This is a genomic window from Pseudomonas sp. MH9.3 (assembly GCF_034354675.1).
GTDB lineage: Bacteria > Pseudomonadota > Gammaproteobacteria > Pseudomonadales > Pseudomonadaceae > Aquipseudomonas.
The window spans coordinates 1,538,763-1,559,807 of sequence record NZ_CP133785.1; the positions used below are offsets into that span (position 1 = coordinate 1,538,763).

A 21,045-nucleotide genomic window follows, 5' to 3' on the forward strand; every position below is an offset into this window, starting at 1 on the left:
GGGGCCTCTCCTCAAACCAAAGCCAATGCGTTGGCGTAACCCTTGGTAGGTGGATACCCGCCTTGCCTGCCCCACACCTCTTCACGTCCGTTAATAACGGCAAGGGGGTGCCCCACTATTCTCCCATTGATGGGCACGCCGTGATCCCGCATCACCACCCTATAGCCATCGCCCTCGGCTCTGACTTCGCTGAAAATATCAGCGGGCTTCTGACCGAATCTCATCATTGCCGCTTTTAGGGCTGAAACCGCTCCAGATGTTGCCGGGCTCGTTACCAACACCAGGTCGGCGGCCAGGGTTACTCCTTGCGGTGTAGAAGTCATGGTGACTCACCCGCTGAGCGGGGGCGTGTTGATTAAAACGCTGCGGGTTACGCAGTGCAGGTCTGTGGAAGGCATGCCGATGTCCCATACCGAGGCCTGGCACGGGCTCTGGAGAATGATGGGTATGGGACTGAACGTAGACGTTCACTGTATGAATCAGCTTATTAACATTGTTCTTGAAAGCCGCGTCCCCTACGCTCTCTCGAAACACCTTCAACCTGTCAATGACACCTGACGCCATATGAAGCCTGGCGTCTGGCGTTACACGAAGCCACTCGTTCAGCATCTGCCTGACAGCAGCAATGTCTGCTTCGAACGCGGCAGGCCTGCGGTGCATATGCAACTGATTTGAGGCATAACGTACTTGCCCACCTACAAAACCCGTCACTGTTGGATTCAACATTTTTCGGCTCTTCTCCGCTCACTGATTGACAGGCCCGAAAGGCCCACTCGCTCAGTGGCAAGGCTGACGTTGCAGGTTCCATATTTCATAACGTCTCAAGAGGTTTTGCCTTGGGTCTGGACAATGAAAACAGCACGACCACCATGGCCGAAAACGCACCGACGACGCCCGTGACGATGGCTGCAGTGAAGCCGCCATACCCGGAAACCTGACCTCCGATGAACGCGCCGCCGCCAATCGATAAATTCACCACACATACCAGCAGTGCCTGCACGCCTTCGACGCGTCCATTGGAGGCATCGAAACACCAGATCTGCGTAGTGATAGGGATCATGCCGAAACCGAAGCCCCACAGCAGGATCGAGGGCCAGAGCAATAACGGATTGGCGGCAAAGAGCAGCAGCGCAGTCAGCGCGACCAGCATCAGCAGGGTCATGATCAATACCGACAGCGGCGCTCCACGCGCGGCCAGCACACCACCCACCAGGTTCCCCGCTACAGCCGCAAGGCCAAACGCGAATAACAACGCTCCCAGCGTCTGCCCCGCAATGCCGGCCTGCTCATGCACGAAAGGCGCAAGATAGGTGTAGGCCGCGAAGTGTCCGACGTAGATCAGCAGCGCGGCGACAAACCTGCGCAGGATCGCGCCTTCACTCGCCAGCAAGCGCATCTGGCGCATGCCCGCCGTGCGGTGACCCGGCAATACAGGCAGACACAGCAGAATCAGCACCCCGACCAGCAGCGTCATGACCGCTGCGGCCTCAAAGGCGGAACGCCAACCAAAAGCTTCGCCCAACAGTGTCCCGGCCGGAATCCCCGCGACCGTCCCCAGCGATACCCCCGCGAGAATGTAGGACGTTGCGCTGACGCCCTCTCGACCAGACCGCAGCCGTGGCCCCAATGACCCGGCAATCGTCCAGAACCCACCCAGCGCGAAACCAAGCAGCACCCGCCCGGCAATCGTCAGCCAGAACTGCCCGGACAGCGCCACGATCAAGTTGGAGGCCAGCAATATCGACAGCAGCGTGAGCAAAATCCGCTTTCTGTCGATGTGGCTGAACAGCGCAATGCAGGAAGGGGCTGAAATGGCCGCCAGCAAACCCGGCACCGCCATCATTAATCCAGCATGGCTGATACTGACATTCAGCTCAGCGGCAATATCCGGCAGAAGACCTACTGGCAGAAACTCGGTTGTGACGGTAGCAAAGGAGCCCAGCGCTACGCTGCCGACAGCCCACCAGGAGGCAGGTTGCACAGCGGTATTTCCTACAGTTTCAAAACGACTCACGACAATCCCAAATTCCGGTTTTTCAAAAATCGACCGTTCGGGCCGGTATAGCTACCGCCACACCCTACCTTTTTTCCCGCACCGCATGTCACCCTCAAGGCGAATAGCAGGTGCCAACCGCGTTCAAGCACGGGCAAGCCATTTAGCCTTGGAGATTGATGGCTCCCGCGCTGCGTGGCGCCAGGGATCAAAAAAAAGCCCCGAACCAGTCGGGGCGTTTTTCATTCAGCGCACGGCCACCCACCGTCAGTCGGCCAACCGCCACGTCGTCCCGCCCTTCCCGTCTTCCAACACCACACCCATCGCGGTCAGTTGGTCACGGATACGGTCGGATTCCGCCCAGTCTTTGCCAGCCCTGGCAGCCAGACGCGCCTGGATCAGCGCATCCACTTGCGCTGCATCCACTCGCCCTTCGGCACCGGCCTGCAGGAAGTCATCGGCTTCCATCTGCAGCACGCCCAGCACACTGGCCAGCTCTTTCAAGCGCGCCGCCAGGCCCGCCGCTGCGTCGAGATCGCTCTCACGCAGGCGATTGATCTCGCGCACCATCTCGAACAGCACCGCGCAGGCTTCCGGCGTACCGAAGTCGTCGTTCATCACTTCAGTAAACCGCGCCACGAACGCTTCGCCGCCGGCCGGGGCCACGGCGGGCAAGCCTTTCAACGCGTGGTAGAAACGCTCCAGGGCGCCCTTGGCGTCCTTGAGGTTGTCTTCCGAGTAGTTGATGGCGCTGCGGTAGTGGCTGGACACCAGCAGGTAACGCACGACTTCCGGGTGGTACTTTTCCAGCACGTCGCGAATGGTGAAGAAGTTGTTCAAGGACTTGGACATCTTCTCGCCATTGATGCGGATCATGCCGCAGTGCATCCAGGCGTTGGCGTAGGTCTTGCCGGTGGCGGCTTCGCTCTGGGCGATTTCGTTTTCGTGGTGCGGAAACTCCAGGTCGCTGCCACCGCCATGAATGTCGAAGGTTTCGCCCAGGCAGCAGGTCGACATCACCGAGCATTCGATGTGCCAGCCCGGACGCCCGGCGCCCCACGGCGATTCCCAGCTCGGCTCGCCGGGCTTGGTGGCTTTCCACAGCACGAAGTCGAGGGGGTCCTGCTTGGCTTCGTCGACTTCGATGCGCGCGCCGATACGCAGGTCTTCAATCTTTTTGCGCGACAGCTTGCCGTAGCCCATGAACTTGGCCACGCGGTAGTACACGTCGCCATTGCCCGGAGCGTAGGCGTAACCCTTGTCGATCAGGGTCTGGATCATTGCGTGCATGCCGGCGATGTGATCGGTGGCACGCGGTTCCATGTCCGGCTTGAGGATGTTGAGGCGCGCCTCGTCCTCGTGCATCGCGGCGATCATGCGCGCGGTCAGTGCGTCGAACGACTCGCCGTTTTCATTGGCGCGGTTGATGATCTTGTCGTCGATGTCGGTGATGTTGCGCACATAGGTCAAGTCATAGCCGCTGAACCGCAACCAGCGGGTCACCAGGTCGAAGGCAACCATGCTGCGGCCGTGGCCGATGTGGCAGTAGTCGTACACGGTCATGCCGCACACGTACATGCGCACCTTGTTGCCATCCAGCGGCTTGAAGACTTCTTTGGTCTTGCTGAGTGTGTTGTAGATCGTTAGCACGACAGTTCCTTAAACAGAATCACTGGCCCCACGAATCACGCAAGGTCACGGTACGGTTGAATACCGGCCGACCAGGTTTCGAGTCCTTGATATCCGCGCAGAAGTAACCTTCGCGCTCGAACTGGAAACGGTCTTCCGGCTGTGCGTCGCCCAAGGAGGGTTCGGCACGACAACCGGTGAGCACTTGCAGGGAGTCAGGGTTGATGTTGTCGAGGAAACTGGCGCTGTCTTCGGCCTTCTCGGGGTTTGGCGAACGGAACAGGCGATCATACAGACGCACTTCGCACTCGATGCTGGCCGCAGCCGGCACCCAGTGCACCACGCCTTTGACCTTGCGGCCTTCAGGGTTCTTGCCGAGGGTGTCCGGGTCGTACGAGCAGCGCAGTTCGACGATGTTGCCATCGGCGTCCTTGATTGCCTCGTCGGCGCGGATCACGTAGCTGCCGCGCAGGCGCACTTCGCCGTTCGGCTCCAGGCGCTTGTAGCCTTTTGGTGGTTCTTCCATGAAGTCGTCACGGTCGATGTAGATTTCCCGCGCGAACGGCAGCTTGCGCACGCCCAGCTCTTCTTTTTGCGGGTGACGCGGCAGCTCGAGGTTTTCGACCTGGCCTTCAGGGTAGTTGGTGATCACGACTTTCAACGGCCGCAGCACGCACATGGCGCGCGGCGCGTTTGCGTCGAGGTCCTGGCGGATACTGAACTCGAGCATGCCGAAGTCGACCACACCGTCGGAACGGTTGGTACCGACCATCTCGCAGAAATTGCGGATCGACGCCGGGGTGTAACCGCGACGGCGGAAGCCCGACAGGGTGGACATGCGCGGGTCATCCCAACCGTGCACGTGCTTTTCATCCACCAATTGCTTGAGCTTGCGCTTGCTGGTGATGGTGTAGTTCAGGTTCAGGCGGCTGAACTCGTACTGACGCGGTTGCGCCGGTACCGGCAGATTGCTCAGGAACCATTCGTACAGCGGGCGATGGCTTTCGAACTCCAGGGTGCAGATGGAGTGAGTGATGCCTTCGATGGCGTCGGACTGGCCGTGCGTGAAGTCGTAGTTGGGGTAGATGCACCACGTGTCGCCGGTCTGGTGGTGATGGGCGTGGCGGATGCGGTACATGATCGGGTCGCGCAGGTTCATGTTCGGCGAGGCCATGTCGATCTTGGCGCGCAGCACGCGGGCGCCGTCCGGGAACTCGCCGCCGCGCATGCGGTTGAACCAGTCGAGGTTCTCTTCTACCGAACGGTCGCGGAACGGGCTGTTCTTGCCTGGCTCGGTCAGGGTGCCACGGTATTCCCTGGCCTGTTCCGGGCTCAGGTCGTCCACATAGGCCTTGCCGGCTTTGATCAGCTCGACGGCCCAGTCGAACAACTGGTCGAAATACTTGGACGCATAGCGCACTTCACCGGACCATTCGAAGCCCAGCCACTTGATGTCGCTTTCGATGGCGTCGATGTATTCCTGGTCTTCCTTGGCCGGGTTGGTGTCGTCGAAACGCAGGTGCGTGACACCGCCGAATTCCTGGGCCAGGCCGAAGTTCACGCAGATCGACTTGGCGTGACCGATGTGCAGGTAGCCGTTGGGCTCTGGCGGGAAGCGGGTGACGATCTGCGTGTGCTTGCCCGAATCGAGGTCCGCCTGGATGATCGGACGCAGGAAATTGACCGGGACGGCAGGTCCGGCCTTGGAATTCGAGGTAGGGTCGACAGTGGGCTTGCTCATAGGATCCTTGAACAGACAGGTTCGTGGCCGGGTGAGGCCAGATAAAACAAAGGGCTTATCATAGCCGAAGCGGTCAACCACCTGACAGGGCACGGCCGAAAACTGCTGCTTTAATTGCTGCTTTAATGACAGGCGCGGTAAAAAACCACCTCAAAATTCCTGCAAGGCACGCTAAACTGCGCGCCCTGGCCGCCGTTTGGCCAGACAGGTAAAGCGTTCAAACGCCCAAACCCACGAATTCCCTGAAAAGAGTAGTGAACATGACTCAAGTCAAACTGACCACCAACCACGGTGACATCCTCATCGAGCTGAACGCCGAGAAAGCGCCGATCACCGTCGCCAACTTCATCGAGTACGTAAAGGCCGGCCACTACGAAAACACGGTTTTCCACCGCGTCATCGGCAACTTCATGGTCCAGGGCGGCGGTTTCGAGCCGGGCATGAAAGAGAAGAAAGACAAGCGTCCAAGCATCCAGAACGAAGCGGACAACGGCCTTTCCAACGACAAGTACACCGTCGCCATGGCCCGTACCATGGAGCCGCATTCAGCCTCCGCGCAGTTCTTCATCAACGTCGCCGACAACGCCTTCCTCAACCACAGCGGCAAGAACGTGCAGGGTTGGGGCTACGCGGTATTCGGTAAAGTCATCGAAGGCCAGGACGTCGTTGACAAGATCAAAAGCGTGCAGACCACCGGTAAAGCCGGTCACCAGGACGTTCCGGTAGAAGACGTCATCGTCGAGAAAGCCGAGATCGTTGGGTGATATTGCTGATTTCAGATTTGCATCTGGAAGAGGAACGCCCGGACATTACCCGGGCGTTTCTGGATCTGCTCCACGGCCGCGCCCGTGGTGCCCAGGCGTTGTACATTCTGGGGGACTTCTTTGAAGCCTGGATTGGCGACGATGGGATGACCGCGTTCCAGCGTTCCATCTGTGACGCGCTGCGCGAACTGAGCGACAGCGGCACCGCGATTTTTATCATGCACGGCAACCGCGATTTCCTGATCGGCAAGGCGTTCTGCAAAGCCGCAGGCGCCAGCTTGCTCAAGGACCCGAGTGTCGTGCAATTGTACGGCGAACCCGTGCTGCTGATGCACGGCGACAGCCTCTGCACCCGCGACCTCGGCTATATGAAGCTGCGGCGCATCCTGCGTAACCCGATTGTGCTGTTTATCCTGCGCCACCTGCCTCTGGGCACACGCCACAAGCTGGCGCGAAAGCTGCGCAGCGAAAGCCGCGCGCAAACGCGGATGAAGGCCAACGACATTGTCGATGTCACCCCCGACGAAGTACCGCAGGTGATGCAGCAATTTGGCGTGCGCACCCTGGTCCACGGCCACACGCACCGCCCGGCCATCCATAAGCTGCAGATTGGCGACCAGGCGGCCAGGCGCATTGTGCTGGGGGATTGGGACAGGCAGGGCTGGGCGTTGCAGGTGGATGAGCAAGGGTTTGCGCTGGCGGCGTTTGATTTTGTGAACCCACAGCTGGCCCTGCCAGGCGCTTGACGCAAGAACACAACAATCAAATGTGGGAGGGGGCTTGCTCCCTCCCACTTTTTGACCCGGTACAGGCTCAGATCAGTGCCCGGAAGCCTGCGGCCCGGCCTTGGCGCCGAATGGCGGCTTGGCCAGCCACACCAGCAACATCAACGCCACGAACAGCCAGCCCATCAGCGTGAAGTAATCCACGGTGGACATCATGTACGCCTGGCTGGTGACGACCTGGTCGAGTTGCGCATAGGCTTTCTGCCCTGCCCCGCCAAGCGCCTGCAGCGCATCGCGGGTGGCCGGGTCGTAGGTGTTGATGTTCTCGCTCATGTAGGCATGGTGCTGGTCCGCTCGGCGAATCCAGATCCAGGTGGTGAGCGAGGCCGCAAAGCTGCCGCCCAGGGTGCGCAGGAAGGTCGCAAGCCCCGCGCCGTCGGCAATCTGACTCGGTGGCAGGTCGGACATCAGGATGGTCAGGGTCGGCATGAAGAACAGCGCCACGCCAATACCCATGAACAACTGCACCAGCGCGATATGCGTGAAGTCCACCTCACTGGTGAAGCCCGCACGCATGAAACAGCTCAACCCCATGGCCAGGAACGACAGCGCCGCCAGCAGACGCAGGTCGAACTTGTTCGCGTACTTGCCCACGAACGGCGACATCAGCACCGGCAGAATGCCAATCGGCGCCACCGCCAGACCCGCCCAGGTGGCGGTGTAGCCCATCTGGGTCTGCAACCACTGCGGCAGGATCAGGTTGATGCCGAAGAAGGCAGCATAACCCCCGATCAACACGATGGTGCCGATCCGAAAGTTGCGGTAGGCAAACAGCCGCAGGTTGACCACCGGGTGCTTGTCGGTCATTTCCCAGATCACGAAAAACGCCAGGGCAACCGCCGAGATCACCGAGCCGATGATGATGAAGTCCGATTCGAACCAGTCCAGGTTATTGCCCTTGTCGAGGATGACCTGCAAGGCGCCGACCCCGACGATCAAGCTCAGCAGACCGATGTAATCCATCGGCTGGTAACTGGTTTCCACTGGACGTTTCTTCAACTGGGAACGCACCACCATCACCGCAAAGACGCCAATCGGCACGTTGATAAAGAAGATCCACGGCCAGCTGTAGCTGTCGGTGATCCAGCCGCCAAGGATGGGCCCGGCAATCGGCGCCACCACCGTCACCATCGCCAGTAACGCGAGGGCCATGCCCCGCCTGGCGGGTGGATAAACCGCAATCAGCAAGGTCTGGGTCATCGGGTACAACGGCCCCGCGACCAGCCCCTGCACCACACGAAACGCGATCAGCTCGGGCATCGAGGTGGAAATGCCACACATAAACGAGGCCAGCACAAACAGCATGGTCGCCCACAAAAACAGCTTCACCTCGCCAAAGCGCCGGCTCAACCAGCCGGTGAGCGGCAAGGCAATCGCGTTGCTCACCGCAAACGAGGTAATCACCCAGGTGCCCTGCTCCGAACTCACGCCAAGGTTGCCGGAGATGGTCGGCAGCGCCACGTTGGCGATGGTGGTGTCGAGCACCTGCATGAAGGTCGCCAGCGACAGGCCAATGGTGGCCATCAGCAGGCTGGGCGGCGTGAAGGAGGCGTTATTGCTCATCAGCGTTGCGCTGCCTTGGGAGCGGCGACGCTGTTGTCATGGATCAACTGACTGATCATGGCATCGGCTTCGGCCAATTGGCGGTCATACACATTGGTGGTGAACGTCGCCTTTTGCGGCGCCTGCTGCGCCAGCACCGGACCGCTCTTGTCGTGCAGGTCGACATTGACCACGGTGCTCAAGCCCACACGCAGCGGATGCTGGGCCAGCTCTTCGGCGTTGATATGAATGCGCACCGGCACCCGTTGCACGATCTTGATCCAGTTGCCGGTGGCGTTCTGCGCCGGTAGCAGGGCGAACGCGCTGCCAGTGCCGGCGCCGAGGCTGTCGACGGTGCCGCTGTATTTGACGTCGCTGCCATAGATATCCGACTCGATGTCCACTGGCTGGCCAATGCGCATGTCGCGCAGCTGGGTTTCCTTGAAGTTGGCATCGATCCACAGCTGGTTCAGCGGGATCACCGCCATCAACGCGGTGCCGGGCTGCACGCGCTGGCCCAGTTGCACGGTGCGCTTGGCCACATAGCCGGTGACCGGCGCGATCAAGGTGCTGCGCGCATTGCTCAGGTAGGCCTGGCGCAGTTGCGCAGCGGCGGTCTGCACATCCGGGTGGGAGGAAATCACCGTGTCGTCCACCAGGGCATTGCTGGTCTTGAGCTGTTGCTCGAGGTTGGTCAGGGCATTTTTCGCGGCGGTCAGGCTGTCACGGGCGTGGGACAGCTCTTCCTGGGAAATCGCCCCACCCTGCGCCAGGGTCTTGCGACGGTTGTAGTTGTCCTGGGCGGTTTGCACGTCGGCCTTCTGCGCGTTGACCTGGGCTTTCATGCCATCGACATTGCTGTACAAGCCGCGCACCTGGCGCACGGTGCGGGCCAGGTTGGCCTGGGCACTTTGCAAACCGACGGCGGCGTCGTTGGGGTCGAAGTTGATCAGCACCTGGCCTTCGTGGACCAGGTCGCCATCGTCGGCGCCGATGCTGACCACGGTGCCGGTGACCAGCGGGGTGATTTCCACCACGTTGCCGTTCACATAGGCGTCGTCGGTGCTTTCATTGAAGCGCCCGTAAAACTCATACCAGCCCCACACGCCCAGGGCGCCGAGGATGACGATCAGCGCCAGGCCGACCAGCATGATCCTGCGTTTGCGCGGGTTGCTGTCGGTTTTGGGTTGCTCTGTTGCGTTGCTGTTTTCGGCGGTGGCCATGACAAATACCTCACATTATTCCGTGCGTGCAGCGGGGGTGGTCGACGCAACGTCTGCGGCGCTGTAGCCGCCACCCAGGGCCTGCATCAATTGAATCGACAGATCGATCTGCGCAGCCTTCAGGCTGGCCAGTTGGCGTTGGGCCTGGAGCAGTTGCTGCTCGATGCTCAGCACATCCAGGTAATTCCCGATGCCTGAGCTGTAACGTTGCAGCCCGGTGTCGTAGGACTGCCGGGCGATGTCCGCCGCGTGTTGCTGGGCCTGGATCTGCCGCGCGGTGTCACGCAGTTGCGCGAGCGTGCTGCCGATATCGCCCAGGGCCTGCACCAGGGTTTTGTTGTACTGAGCCACGGCCAGGTCGTAATCGGCGTCGCGCGCATCGAGGTCGGCGCGCAGGCGGCCGCCGTCGAAGATCGGCAGCGAGATCGTCGGCGCAATGTTGAAGAAGCGGCTGGCCGAACCGAACATCGCATCACCCAGCAACGACTCGGCCCCGGCGCTCGCGCTCAGGTTGAGGTTGGGGTAGAAGCGCGTCTTGCTGGCGGCAATGTCCTTGCTCGCAGCTTCGACGCGCCAGCGCGCGGCGATCAGGTCGGGGCGACGACCCAGCAGCTCGGCAGGCAGCACCGAAGGCACCGCCACGGCGGCGGGTTGCAGCACTGCGGGACGGGCCAGTTCATTGCCACGATCCGGACCTTTGCCGAGTAACACCGCGAGGGCGATTCTGGCGCTCTGCAGCTGTTTTTCCGCATCGATCAGTTGCGACTGGCTACTGGCTTCCAGGCTTTCGGTTTGCTGGTACTGGTACTGGCTGTCGATCCCGGAGTTCAGGCGGCGCTGACTCAGGTCGAGCATCTGGCGGGTGCGCTTGAGGTCGTCATTGGCCAGGTCACGCACGATATGCGCCTGGCCCAGGTCGCTGTAGGCCTTGGCGACGTTGGCGGCGAGGGTCAGACGCGCGGCCTGCTGGTCGACTTCGGCGGCTCGGGCCTGCCCCAACGCGGCTTCCCAGGCGGCACGCTGGCCACCCCACAGGTCGAAGGTGTAATTGAAGCTGGCGCCGATGTTGCGCACGGTCGAATAGGCATCGCCCTCGCCGCGCGGGTCCTGGTCCCGGGCCAGCCGCGACCGGCTCACACCGGCGCTGGCATCTACGGTGGGCAGGCGCGCAGCGTTGGCCGCATAGGCGGCCGCTTCGGCCTGATGGGCGCGGGCGCTGGCCACTTGCATGTCCGGACTGTTGCGCAGGGCTTCCTGGATCAGGCCGTCCAGCTGCGGGTCGCCGAGGCTCTTCCACCAGTCGGGCGCCGGCCAGGCCGCACTCGAGAGCGTCACCCCAGCGAGGGACTTGCCGGTTTGCAGGGTGTTGGCGTCGAGGCGCCGACCCTGGGTGTCGAGGCCGCTGTAGTTGGCGCAACCGGCCATGCTCACGGCCACCAGCACCAGGCATAACGCACGTGTGTTCATTCTGTACCTACCCGCTGGATGACGATGGCGTCACCCGCTGCAACGAGGATTTTCTTGAGGATTTTTTCCAGGGTCTGCAGCTCGCCGGGCTCCAGGGCGCCGGCCAACTCGTTCATCGACTGCGCGCCGATGTGCGGCAGCATGTCCGCCAGGCGCTGGCCTTCTTCGGTGAGCACCAGCCGCACCTGGCGCCGGTCCTGCTCGGAACGCTGGCGCACCAGCAGGCCCTTTTGTTCGAGGCGGTCGAGCATGCGGGTCATCGAGCCGCTGTCCAGCGACAGGTTGCGACACAGCTCGGCCGGGGTGTCGACGTCGAACTGGGCAATGATGATCAACACCTTGAACTGCGCGGCAGTGACGCCGTGGGGTTCCATATGGGTGTCGATGATGCGGTCCTTGAGCAACGCCGCCCGTCCCAGCAACAAGCCGAGATGACAGTGGCGAAAGCTGTCAGGGGTGAAATGGGTCATCGGAAGTCACCTTATTACTGCCTAGGCAGCGAATGTGTGACGAGATGTTACTGCTTAGGCAGCGAATGTCAAATGGAATTATTAGCTTGCTTGGTATCTAGCTGAGATATGGCTGAAATGCCATCAACCATAAAAAGGGGGTTTGCGTCCGATGGCGGTGTGTCAGCCGCAGATAAGCTGACTGATACACCGCTATCGGGAGCAAGCCCCCTCCCACCGTTTCTGATTGAGTGATGGTTTAAAAATCGCGTTTGTAGAAGATGTCCAGCGAGCTGGCCACGCCGGTCGCCACTTCCAGGTAAACCTTTTTGCTCAGCAGGTAGCGCAAGGCGATGGTATTGGCCGGTTCGAACACCCCTACCCCGTAACGCAGGCTCAGCTTCTCGTTGATCTTGCCGCTGGCGACCACGGCGGTCTTGTTGCCGGCGCCCTGGGTGTCGAGATCAAAATCCTGGATGCCCAGCTTGTTGGCAATGTCGGTGGTGACCCCCGAGCTGCCCATCAAGCCCAGGCCCAGCGCCGCTTCGGCGAGCATGTTGTTGTCTTCACCGTTGTTGGTACGCGAACGCCCCAGCACCAGATACGACAGCGCATCCTCCTGGGCCATGGCCGGCTCGGAGAAGATCTGCGTGGTTGGCTGCTCGGCGCTGCCGCTCAGGCGAATACCGGCCGTCACCGTTCGCGAGGCCTCGGTGGTGACGCGCACCGCTTCGATGTCCAGGAACGGTTGGTCCAGGGGCCCGGCGAACAACAATCGCGCACGCCGCACATTGAGGCGCTGCCCGTAAGCGCGGTAGCGACCGTCGTTGAGCCACAGCTCGCCGCGGGTGTCCATGTTGTCACCGATATGCACATGGCCCTGCACCTTGGCGGTGAGGCCGAAGCCGGCGAAGTTGAGCTTGTCTTCACCAACCTCCACATCGATATCCATGGCCATTGCCATCGGCGCCTTGCCCTCTTCAGTCTGGCTGCCGACGATCACCGTGTCATCGGAGACCTTGACCGTGGACGGCGGCAACTCACGCACGGTGATGTCGCCACGCGGGATACGGACCTTGCCAGCAACCGCCAGCTTGTCGTTCTTGAGGCTGATCTTCAGGTCGGGCGCCACTTCCAGCACGGCGTAAGGCTCGACCGTCACCGGCAACTGCGAACCCGTGAGGCTGAGGTCGGCCGCCAGCGCCTGGCCCCAGTCGATCTGTCCCTTGAGGCTGCCCTGCCCAGCCTTGCCACTGCGCCAGCCGCCGTTGAGTTGCACGCTTTCGCCAGCGATCAGCGCTTGCACGTTGAGGTCCTGGAGGCTGAGGGGCAGCTCCGGCCCGGAGATTTCGCCGCCCACCAGATTGACGCTGCCGTTGACCAGGGGCGCAAGCAAACCGCCGGAAATGCGCCCGGTGCCGTTGAGCTTGCCGGTGAGCGTTTCCACCATCGGCACAAATGGCCGCGCCACCGCCAGGTCCAGGCCGGTGAGGCTGAAGTTGCCGGTGATCGGCTTGTTGGCGGGCAATGGATTGATCTGTGCCTGCAACAACAGCTCGCCCAGTTTGCCGCCACGGAAATTCAGCTGGGTGTCGATGCGCTTGGGATTGAGGGTGGTTTCCAGCTTGAGGGTGTCATAGGGAAAATCCAGCCACTGGGCCTTGTCCTTGACACGCAAGGTGCCGCCGCTGGCGTCCACCGAGACCACGCCCTTCGGGCCGCTCTCTGGAAGATCGAGCTGCACGTCGGCGTTGAGCCTGCCCTGCCAGGCAAAATCCTTGGGCAAAAACGCCGCCAGGCTGTCGATCGGGAATTGCTTGAGGTGGTAGCGCAGCTTGGGCTCGGGCATCAGGCGCTGGTCTTCACCGCACAGGCTGGCGCCGCCGGAGACCCAGCAATGGGCGGCGAACGTCAGTTTGCCATCCGCCAGACGCTCGATCCGGGCCGGGGCCTGCAGCCGCCAGTCCTGGCCACCGGCTTGCACGTCGCCGCTGGCCAGCCGCCCGCGCCAGTTGCCTTTGTCGAGGTTGCCGTCCAGCGCGAGCGCCAGCTTGACCAGCGGGCCGGCGAGGTCCAACTGGACTTTCTGGTTCTTGATATCACCCTGGGCACTGGCGGTGAGTGTACCGACCTGAGTCTCGCCGCTTTGAATGCCACTGCCCTTGAGGTCGATCTTCGCGCGCTGGGCGTTATCCAGGGTGGCGTCGAGGCTGAGGTTTTGCAGGTGATTGTCGGCAAACGCCAGTTGTTGGCCCTTGAGGCCAAGCTTGCCTTGCGGCGCCTTCAAGGTGCCAGCCACGTCGAGCCGGCCGTTGACCTGGCCGCGCAGTTGCGGCCACAACTGGGCCAGGCGCGCCAGCTTGATGTCGATCTGGCCGGCCAAACGCTGTTGCAGGCTGCCGCTGCCGTTGATGCGATTGTCGCCCAGGCGCAGATCCAGGTTGGCGAGGGTCCATTGCTCGCCCGCGCCTTCGGCCTTGGCGGCGAACACGGCGGTTTGCCCGCGCAGTTGACCTTTGAGGTTGAGGTCGGCGTCGAGCTTGAGTTGATCGTTCCTGAACTCACCCTTGCTGCGCAATGGCCCGGCCAGGGTGCCAGGCAATTCAGCCACCCAGTACGCGGGGTTCAGCGCCGACAGATCCAGCGCCGTGTCCCAGGCGATACCCTCGGCGAACTGCAGATTCAGATGGCCTGCGGCCTTGCCCTGGCCTGCGGTGAGTTTCAGCTCGGGCAGGAACACCTGCTTGAGATCGCCACTGAACGGCGTGACCACCGTGAACTTGCCCGCCGGGCCGTCGAGATCGGCTTTGAGGTTGCCCAGGTAGTTGCCGTCTTTATAGGAGATTTCGCCGTTGAAGGTGTGCAAGGTGACCTGCGGCTGGTCAATCAGCGGGTAAAGGCGATGCCAGGGGAAGTCGAGCCAGTCGATTTTGGCGTCGGCGCTGAAGCCTCGCTGCCAATCCAGGTTGGCGCTGAGCTTGAGGTTCTGTTTGTCGCCGGCGTTCAGATCAAGCCCGGCGATCTGCGCGCCCCTGGCGTCGACCCTGCCTTGCAGCAGAAGATCCACCGGGCCTTTTTCCGCAGGCAATACGGCTTTGCCAAGCAATTGGTAACCGCTTTTCAGGTCGCCCCTGGCAGTGACATCCAGTTGATTGAGTTGCAGAGTCGCGGGCAGATCAGCGCTGGGCTTGAAGCTGTCCGCGGTGATGCGCACCTGTGCCGGCAGGTTCTCTTCCAGCGGTTGCAGCTCGCCGGTGAGCCTGGCTGGCAGGTAACCACTGCTGTCGGCATCAAGCTTAAGGGTTTTGAGCAGGTCGCCTTCGACCTTCAGCGCAACCGTCCACGGCGCGCCACCGGGCGCGTACGGCAGGCTGAGGTTGCCGCTAGCGTTCAGCGGCCAATCGCCGACAGGTTGCAGCAGGCCAGCGAGGTCGAGCACCAGGCCATCGCGCTCCAGGTGCACCGAGTCGATACGCATGCCTGCGGCGGTCCAGTGCGCCGCCAACTGCAGGCCCTTGAGTTGCTCGCTGCCGTTGAACAGCAGGCTGCCGACGTGCACCTCACCGAGTTGAATCGCCAAGGGCAGCTTTAGATCCGGCAACGCGATGGGCCCGCTGCTCGCTTCGCCGCTCGGTGCAAATTGCAGGTTGACCTGCTCCACATTCAGCCGCTCGATGCACAGGGTCATGCGCAAAAGGCAGGCCGGCGACCAGACCAGAGTCGGCGCATCCAGCTCGACGCGGCTGGGGCCCTGCTGCCACAGCAGATGATCGGCGCTCCACTGCCCGCCCAAGCGGCCCTGGAAATTCTCCACGCTCAACCCCGGTACCTGGCCCAGCACCCAGCGGCTACCGGCCTGCGTACCCAGCACCGTCCACAGCGCCAGCAACAACAAGGCGAGGACAGCGATCAACGCCAGCCCCGCTATTTTCAAACCACGCATCACAGCTCAGGCCCCATGGAAAAGTGCAGTCGGATGCCGCCCGGGTCTTCCAGGGCATGGGCCAGGTCGAGACGGATCGGACCTACCGGAGAGACCCAGCGTACGCCGACGCCGACACCGGTTTTAAGGCTCGGCATGTCCAGGGTATTGAACGAGTTGCCCTGGTCGATGAAGGTTGCGATCCGCCATTTTTCGGCGATGGAATATTGGTACTCGGCGCTCAGGGCCACCATGTAACGGCCACCGATACGGTCGCCACGGTCGTTCTCCGGCGACAGGGTCTGGTACTCGTAACCCCGCACGCTCTGGTCGCCACCGGCGAAGAAACGCAAGGACGGCGGCACGGACTGGTAGCCGTTGGTGGCACTGCCGCCGAACTGCGCACGGCCGAGGAAACGGTGGTTGTCCCACAGGGTGGTCAAGCCCTTGATCGTCGCGGTGCCGTAAAGCAGGTTGGTGTCCGAACCCAGGCCTTCCTTGGCAACCTTGGCATCGAAGGCCAGGCGATAACCGTTATGCGGGTCGATGCGGTTGTCGCTGCGCAAGTAGGAATAGTTGATACCCGGCATCACCAGGTTGCTCAGGCCCGAGTCGTTGCCCAGGCGGTATTCTTCACGCTGGTATTTGAGCGAGATCACGCGGGTCCAGCCGCTGGGCAATTTGCTGTGCCACTCGGGGCCGACGGTGAGCAATTTACTCAGGGCGTCGGTGTTGGCGATTTCCTCATTCTGGTAGCCGCCGGCGAAGCGAAGCTTGTCGGTGAGCGGCGGGTCGAGCGGCACGTCGTACCACAGGCCAACGTTCTGCCGTGGCGCCGACAGCTCCGCCTCCCAGCCATAGCTGTGACCCTGGGGGTTGACCCAATGGCGCGTCCAGTTGGCCTTGCCGCGCGGGCCGACGTCGGTGGAGTAGCCAAGGCCCAGGCCCATGGTGCGTGGCTTGCGGGTTTCCAGTTGCACGGCCACCGGGATCACGTCGTCTTTGGCGCCGGCGGGGGTCGCATCCACCCGCACGCCTTCGAAGAAGCCGCTGGCTTGCAGGTTCTGGTTGAGCTCGGCGATGAGTTCGGAGTCGTACGGCGTGCCACTCTTGAACGGCACCATGCGTTGCAGCAGGTCTTCGTCGAACGGCGTATCGCCGGTAAAGCTGACTTTGCCCATGCTGTAGCGCGGGCCGCTGTCATACACCAGGTCGATATCGGCCACGCCCGCCTTCGGGTCTACCGAGAGGGTTTGACTGGTAAAGCGGCCACTGAAAAAACCATAGCGCGAGGCCTGGTTCTGGATCAGGCGCTTGGCGTCTTCGTAATGTCCGTGGTTGAGCACCGCGCCGGACTTGAGGTCGTCGCTGGCAGGCAGGCGAAAGGCCTTGAGGCTCGCAGCCTGGCCGTCGACCCGAATGGTCACGTTGCGCAAATGCACCGGCTCGCCGGGGTCGATGGTGAGGATCAGGCGCGGGATCTTGCCGCCCTTCACGTCACTGGCGATCTGCGATTGATAGAAACCCAACGCCTGGGCGGCTTTACGCGCCTGCTCTTCGGCACCGCGACTGAACCGCAGCAAGGCTTCTTCGTCACGATCGCCAACCCCGCCGATATAGCCTTCGATGTTGGCTTTCAACGCGTCGTTTGAGGGCTTGATCCGCACGTCCAATTCGCTCTGCGCCCATGCGCCACAGCTTGTGAACAGCAGGACCAGGCTGCTGGTAAATCTTCCTGGAAGCTTCATAGGCGCGGATGCTACATGAGCGAGAGGGAGTCTTTGAACCCGGATTTTTCTGAAAAAATCTGTCTCAAACCGTTACAGCCCGCAAAGACTGGGGGTTGGCATGAAAGAACACACGCTCCAGGACGGGTCCTACGGCAACTTCACCGATTTCCTCGTAGCCCTGACGTTCAAGGAACGCCAGGTAGCGTGAATTACCCGTGTCGAGCACCACGCCCGAGGAATGCGGGTCGTCGGCACACCAGTTGTGCACCGCTTCAAGCAACTGCTCGCCATAGTGCTGGCCCTGGAATTGCGGGTGAACGCCCAGCAGCGGTAATACATGCACCGAATCGGTGGGCAGGCACGCCAGCACCGCGTGGTGGTAATCCAGATAACGTCGGGTGCCGCGCACGCCGGTGCTCAGCCACATGCGAATTTGCCAGGCCCAGCTCTCGGTGATACCCAGGCGCCGTTGCGGCGGCGCGATCAGGGCGATGCCGATCATCTTGTCATCAACAAACAGCCCAATGGCCGGGAGCTTCTGGAAGAAATGTTGCTTGACCAGCTCACGCACCGTGGCGCGCACCCGCAATTCATAGCCGGGGCGCTGCGCTTCGAAAATATAGGCGAAGGTCGGCTCATGGCGATAAGCCTGGTACAGCAGCGCGCGGGCCTCGCGGGAATAGCCGCTGTTGAGCACGCGGATCTGGGCAGTGGCGGTTGAAGTGTCAAGCATGCAGTCAATCTCCCTGGGCGCCACTCGAAAGGCGGCGTTCATAGGGTTACGAACCTGCGGCGCAGCAGTCGTTCCAAGACATTGGCAACGCAGATGCCCTGTCCCCACGCTGGCCCCGGCCGGACTTGTCGGCTAGCATCGCCCTTTTTGCCAGACCGGACTGTCGACCATGAAAATCGTCTCCTTCAATATCAACGGGCTGCGCGCCCGCCCTCATCAGCTGGCGGCGCTGATCGACAAGCACCAACCCGACGTCATCGGCCTGCAGGAAACCAAGGTTCACGATGACCAGTTCCCCCTGGCCGAGGTGCAGGCGCTGGGCTACCACGTGTACTACCACGGTCAGAAAGGTCATTACGGCGTGGCCTTGCTGTCGCGCAAGGAAGCCTTGAGCGTGCACAAGGGCTTCGACAGTGATGAAGAGGACGCCCAGCGCCGTTTCATCTGGGGCACGTTCGCCGATGAAAACGGCCAACCGGTCACGGTCATGAACGGCTATTTCCCCCAGGGCGAAAGCCGTGACCACCCGACCAAGTTCCCCGCCAAGCAGCGCTTCTATGAGGACTTGCAACAGTTGCTGGAAAGCCGGTTCAGCAACGAGCAGCCGCTGGTGGTGATGGGCGACGTGAATATCTCCCCGCAGGACTGCGACATCGGCATCGGCGCCGACAATGCCAAGCGCTGGCTGAAAACCGGCAAGTGCAGCTTCCTGCCGGAAGAACGCGAATGGATGGCCCGCCTGAAAAACTGGGGCCTGGTGGACAGTTTCCGGCACCTCTATCCGGACGTGACCGACCGCTTCAGCTGGTTCGACTACCGCAGCCGCGGGTTTGAGGACGAGCCCAAGCGCGGGCTGCGGATTGACGTGATCATGGCGTCCAATGGGCTGCTGCCAAGGGTCAAGGATGCCGGCGTGGACTACGACCTGCGTGGATTGGAGAAGCCGTCGGACCATGCACCGATCTGGCTCGAATTGAGCTGAACCCCTGACTGTCTTCGACCTGGCGCTGTCACGCAGCAAACTGGAACCTCCGTGGCGAGCAGGCTTGTCCTGCGTTGGGCTGCGCAGCAGCCCCAAAACCAGGCGCTGAGCCGTATCAGGTACACCGCGTTTTGCTTGATTGGGGGCGCTTCGCACCCCAACGCGGGGCAAGCCCGCTCGCCACAATAAGCCCACAAGCGCAGATTCCCTGTGGCGAGCAGGCTTGCCCTGCGTTGGGCTGCGCAGCAGCCCCAAAACCAGGCGCTGAGCCGTATCAGGTACACCGCGTTTTGCTTGATTGGGGGCGCTTCGCACCCCAACGCGGGGCGAGCCCGCTCGCCACAATAAGCCCACAAGAGCCCTCTTGATCGTTCCCACGCGTGGGAACGATCAAAATTTCCTTAACTGAACGGCATTAGGGCAAGCCCTAATGCCGTTCAGTTAAGCGCAGATTCCCTGTGGCGAGCAGGCTTGTCCTGCGTTGGGCTGCGCAGCAGCCCCGAAGCCAGGCGCTGAGCCGTATCAGGTACACCGCGTTTTGCTCGATTGGGGGCGCTTCGCACCCCAACGCGGGGCAAGCCCGCTCGCCACAGGGATGCAGTTGCTGAAAAAACTCATTTGATAAGAGGCGGCAGCCCCCTCCCACACTCATTCCTGGCGCCGCTTGACGGGCGCGTCTCGGTCATATTTCTGCAAACTCTCTGACTTAATCTCGTCGCACTCTCTTTGAAGGTGCCGGCATGATGCTGCGCGTTCTGTTTCTTTTGACCCTTTTCCCTCTGATTGCCGTGTCGGCGCAACTGCCCGTACCCGAGCACGGCCCTGCCCTGCGCATTCAGGGCTCCAATACCATCGGCGCAGCGCTGGGCCCGGCTTTGGTGAAGGGCTTGCTGGAGCACGAGGGCGTGCAACGGGTGCACATCGAACCGGGCGACGGACAAAACGAGCAGCGCGTAGTCGGCAAGACGCGCCAGGGCAGGAGCGTGACCATCGAGGTGGCGGCCCATGGCTCCAGCACCGGCTTTGCCGCGCTGAAAAAAGCCAGCGCAGACCTCGCGGCAGCGTCCCGCCCGATCAAGGACAGCGAGCTGGTGGACCTTGAGCCACTGGGCGACCTGAAAAGCCCCGAAGCCGAACAGGTGATCGCCATCGATGGCCTGGCCATCATCGTTAACCCGCTCAACCCGCTGAACACCCTCGACACCGAACAACTGGCGCAGCTCTTCAACGGCGAGGTCAGCACCTGGGAAGCACTGGGCGGCGTCGGCGGGCCTGTTCATGTGTATGCGCGAGATGACCAGTCCGGCACCTACGACACGTTCAAGGAGCTGGTGCTGAACCGGCGCGGCAAACCGCTGGCTTCAAGCGCCCGGCGTTTCGAGTCCAGCGAAGCTTTGTCCGATGCAGTCAGCCGCGATCCCCAGGGCATCGGCTTTATCGGCCTGCCCTACATACGCCAGGCCAAGGCGGTGGCGATTGCCGATGGCGATTCACAACCGATGTTGCCGCTCAATAGCTTGATCGCCACCGAAGATTACCCGCTGTCGCGGCGCCTGTTCTTTTACCTGCCGCCGGCGAGCCACAACCCGTGGGCCCGGGCGCTGGTGGACTTTGCCCAGAGCAGCCAGGGCCAGGCAATCGTCGCGGCCAACGGTTTTATTGCCCAGCAGGTGCAGGCCATTGGCGTGCAACCGCGTGCGTCGATGCCGGCGGACTATCAAGCGATTGCCCGCGATGCCCAGCGCCTGAGCGTCAATTTTCGTTTCGAGGAAGGCAGCGCCAGCCTGGACACCAAGGCGCGCCAGGATGTGCTGCGGGTGGTGGACTACCTGAAAAGCCACGGCAAGCTCGACAAGCAGGTGACGCTGGTGGGATTTGGCGATGCCAAGAATGATCCCCAGCGCGCAGCGTTGCTGTCGAAGTTGCGGGCGATGGCGGTGCGCAGGGAACTGGTCAAGAGCGGCGTGGTGCTGCGCGATATTCGCGGGTTTGGCGCGCAGATGCCGGTGGCGGCGAATACGGCGGATGAGGGGCGGATCAAGAATCGGCGGGTGGAGGTCTGGGTGTACTGAGGCTGGAGTTTGG

At 61.9% G+C, this 21,045-nt stretch carries 15 protein-coding genes; 4 read left to right on the top strand and 11 right to left on the bottom strand.

Annotated elements, in window-relative coordinates; genetic code table 11:
* Nucleotides 1-11 precede the first annotated feature (11 nt).
* From RHM60_RS06370 to RHM60_RS06385, 4 genes are all read right to left on the bottom strand, one after another.
* On the bottom strand, nucleotides 12-323 hold the full coding sequence (locus RHM60_RS06370; protein WP_322213973.1) for a hypothetical protein: 312 nt from the start codon (nucleotides 321-323) through the stop codon (nucleotides 12-14).
* Nucleotides 324-811: 488 nt separating this feature from the next.
* Nucleotides 812-2,014 carry an MFS transporter gene (locus tag RHM60_RS06375; RefSeq protein WP_322213974.1) on the bottom strand — a complete coding sequence of 401 codons (1,203 nt, stop codon included), beginning with the start codon at nucleotides 2,012-2,014 and terminating at the stop codon, nucleotides 812-814.
* A gap of 246 nt (nucleotides 2,015-2,260) precedes the next feature.
* Entirely contained in the window at nucleotides 2,261-3,643 is a 1,383-nt protein-coding gene (cysS, locus tag RHM60_RS06380) for a cysteine--tRNA ligase (RefSeq protein WP_322213976.1), read from the bottom strand.
* Nucleotides 3,644-3,662: 19 nt separating this feature from the next.
* The gene (locus tag RHM60_RS06385; RefSeq protein ID WP_322213977.1) at nucleotides 3,663-5,363 is read right to left on the bottom strand and encodes a glutamine--tRNA ligase/YqeY domain fusion protein; all 1,701 of its coding nucleotides are present in this window, start codon (nucleotides 5,361-5,363) and stop codon (nucleotides 3,663-3,665) included.
* Nucleotides 5,364-5,623: 260 nt separating this feature from the next.
* Between RHM60_RS06385 and RHM60_RS06390 the strand changes: the two genes are divergently transcribed.
* Together RHM60_RS06390 and lpxH are read left to right on the top strand one after the other, a co-directional pair.
* Entirely contained in the window at nucleotides 5,624-6,127 is a 504-nt protein-coding gene (locus RHM60_RS06390) for a peptidylprolyl isomerase (RefSeq protein WP_322213978.1), read from the top strand.
* The gene (gene lpxH / locus RHM60_RS06395; RefSeq protein ID WP_322213979.1) at nucleotides 6,124-6,873 is read left to right on the top strand and encodes a UDP-2,3-diacylglucosamine diphosphatase; all 750 of its coding nucleotides are present in this window, start codon (nucleotides 6,124-6,126) and stop codon (nucleotides 6,871-6,873) included. The genes RHM60_RS06390 and lpxH overlap by 4 nt, the downstream gene beginning before the upstream one ends.
* Nucleotides 6,874-6,945: 72 nt before the next feature.
* On the opposite strand, the gene RHM60_RS06400 is transcribed toward lpxH, so the two are convergent.
* The 7 genes from RHM60_RS06400 to RHM60_RS06430 form a co-directional block, all read right to left on the bottom strand.
* The gene (locus RHM60_RS06400; RefSeq protein ID WP_231422823.1) at nucleotides 6,946-8,475 is read right to left on the bottom strand and encodes a DHA2 family efflux MFS transporter permease subunit; all 1,530 of its coding nucleotides are present in this window, start codon (nucleotides 8,473-8,475) and stop codon (nucleotides 6,946-6,948) included.
* Nucleotides 8,475-9,677, bottom strand: a complete 1,203-nt coding sequence (locus RHM60_RS06405) for an efflux RND transporter periplasmic adaptor subunit (RefSeq protein WP_209982931.1) — start codon at nucleotides 9,675-9,677, stop codon at nucleotides 8,475-8,477. The genes RHM60_RS06400 and RHM60_RS06405 overlap by 1 nt, the downstream gene beginning before the upstream one ends.
* Before the next feature lie 15 nt (nucleotides 9,678-9,692).
* On the bottom strand, nucleotides 9,693-11,144 hold the full coding sequence (locus tag RHM60_RS06410; protein WP_322213981.1) for an efflux transporter outer membrane subunit: 1,452 nt from the start codon (nucleotides 11,142-11,144) through the stop codon (nucleotides 9,693-9,695).
* A complete protein-coding gene (locus RHM60_RS06415) occupies nucleotides 11,141-11,614 on the bottom strand; it encodes a MarR family winged helix-turn-helix transcriptional regulator (protein ID WP_209982935.1) in 474 nt (157 codons plus the stop codon). The genes RHM60_RS06410 and RHM60_RS06415 overlap by 4 nt, the downstream gene beginning before the upstream one ends.
* A gap of 238 nt (nucleotides 11,615-11,852) precedes the next feature.
* Complete coding sequence (locus tag RHM60_RS06420; RefSeq protein WP_322213982.1) at nucleotides 11,853-15,536, bottom strand: translocation/assembly module TamB domain-containing protein; 3,684 nt, start codon at nucleotides 15,534-15,536, stop codon at nucleotides 11,853-11,855.
* Nucleotides 15,536-17,263 carry an autotransporter assembly complex family protein gene (locus tag RHM60_RS06425; protein ID WP_322213983.1) on the bottom strand — a complete coding sequence of 576 codons (1,728 nt, stop codon included), beginning with the start codon at nucleotides 17,261-17,263 and terminating at the stop codon, nucleotides 15,536-15,538. Before RHM60_RS06425 ends, RHM60_RS06420 begins: the two co-directional genes overlap by 1 nt.
* 64 nt (nucleotides 17,264-17,327) lie before the next feature.
* Nucleotides 17,328-17,978: a GNAT family N-acetyltransferase gene (locus RHM60_RS06430; protein WP_322213984.1), complete on the bottom strand. Its 651-nt coding sequence runs from the start codon at nucleotides 17,976-17,978 to the stop codon at nucleotides 17,328-17,330.
* 169 nt (nucleotides 17,979-18,147) lie between these two features.
* On the opposite strand from RHM60_RS06430, the gene xthA reads away from it, so the two are divergent.
* Complete coding sequence (gene xthA / locus RHM60_RS06435; RefSeq protein WP_231422828.1) at nucleotides 18,148-18,960, top strand: exodeoxyribonuclease III; 813 nt, start codon at nucleotides 18,148-18,150, stop codon at nucleotides 18,958-18,960.
* Nucleotides 18,961-19,700: 740 nt separating this feature from the next.
* Complete coding sequence (locus RHM60_RS06440; protein WP_322213985.1) at nucleotides 19,701-21,032, top strand: phosphate ABC transporter substrate-binding/OmpA family protein; 1,332 nt, start codon at nucleotides 19,701-19,703, stop codon at nucleotides 21,030-21,032.
* The last annotated feature ends 13 nt before the right edge of the window (nucleotides 21,033-21,045 follow it).

Coding starts and splice junctions, on each gene's coding strand:
- RHM60_RS06370 (WP_322213973.1), bottom strand. CDS start 323: ATGACTTCTACACCGCAAGGAGTAACCCTGGCCGCCGACCTGGTGTTG.
- RHM60_RS06385 (WP_322213977.1), bottom strand. CDS start 5,363: ATGAGCAAGCCCACTGTCGACCCTACCTCGAATTCCAAGGCCGGACCT.
- RHM60_RS06390 (WP_322213978.1), top strand. CDS start 5,624: ATGACTCAAGTCAAACTGACCACCAACCACGGTGACATCCTCATCGAG.
- RHM60_RS06400 (WP_231422823.1), bottom strand. CDS start 8,475: ATGAGCAATAACGCCTCCTTCACGCCGCCCAGCCTGCTGATGGCCACC.
- RHM60_RS06405 (WP_209982931.1), bottom strand. CDS start 9,677: ATGGCCACCGCCGAAAACAGCAACGCAACAGAGCAACCCAAAACCGAC.
- RHM60_RS06410 (WP_322213981.1), bottom strand. CDS start 11,144: ATGAACACACGTGCGTTATGCCTGGTGCTGGTGGCCGTGAGCATGGCC.
- RHM60_RS06415 (WP_209982935.1), bottom strand. CDS start 11,614: ATGACCCATTTCACCCCTGACAGCTTTCGCCACTGTCATCTCGGCTTG.
- RHM60_RS06420 (WP_322213982.1), bottom strand. CDS start 15,536: ATGCGTGGTTTGAAAATAGCGGGGCTGGCGTTGATCGCTGTCCTCGCC.
- RHM60_RS06425 (WP_322213983.1), bottom strand. CDS start 17,263: ATGAAGCTTCCAGGAAGATTTACCAGCAGCCTGGTCCTGCTGTTCACA.
- RHM60_RS06430 (WP_322213984.1), bottom strand. CDS start 17,978: ATGCTTGACACTTCAACCGCCACTGCCCAGATCCGCGTGCTCAACAGC.
- xthA (WP_231422828.1), top strand. CDS start 18,148: ATGAAAATCGTCTCCTTCAATATCAACGGGCTGCGCGCCCGCCCTCAT.
- RHM60_RS06440 (WP_322213985.1), top strand. CDS start 19,701: ATGATGCTGCGCGTTCTGTTTCTTTTGACCCTTTTCCCTCTGATTGCC.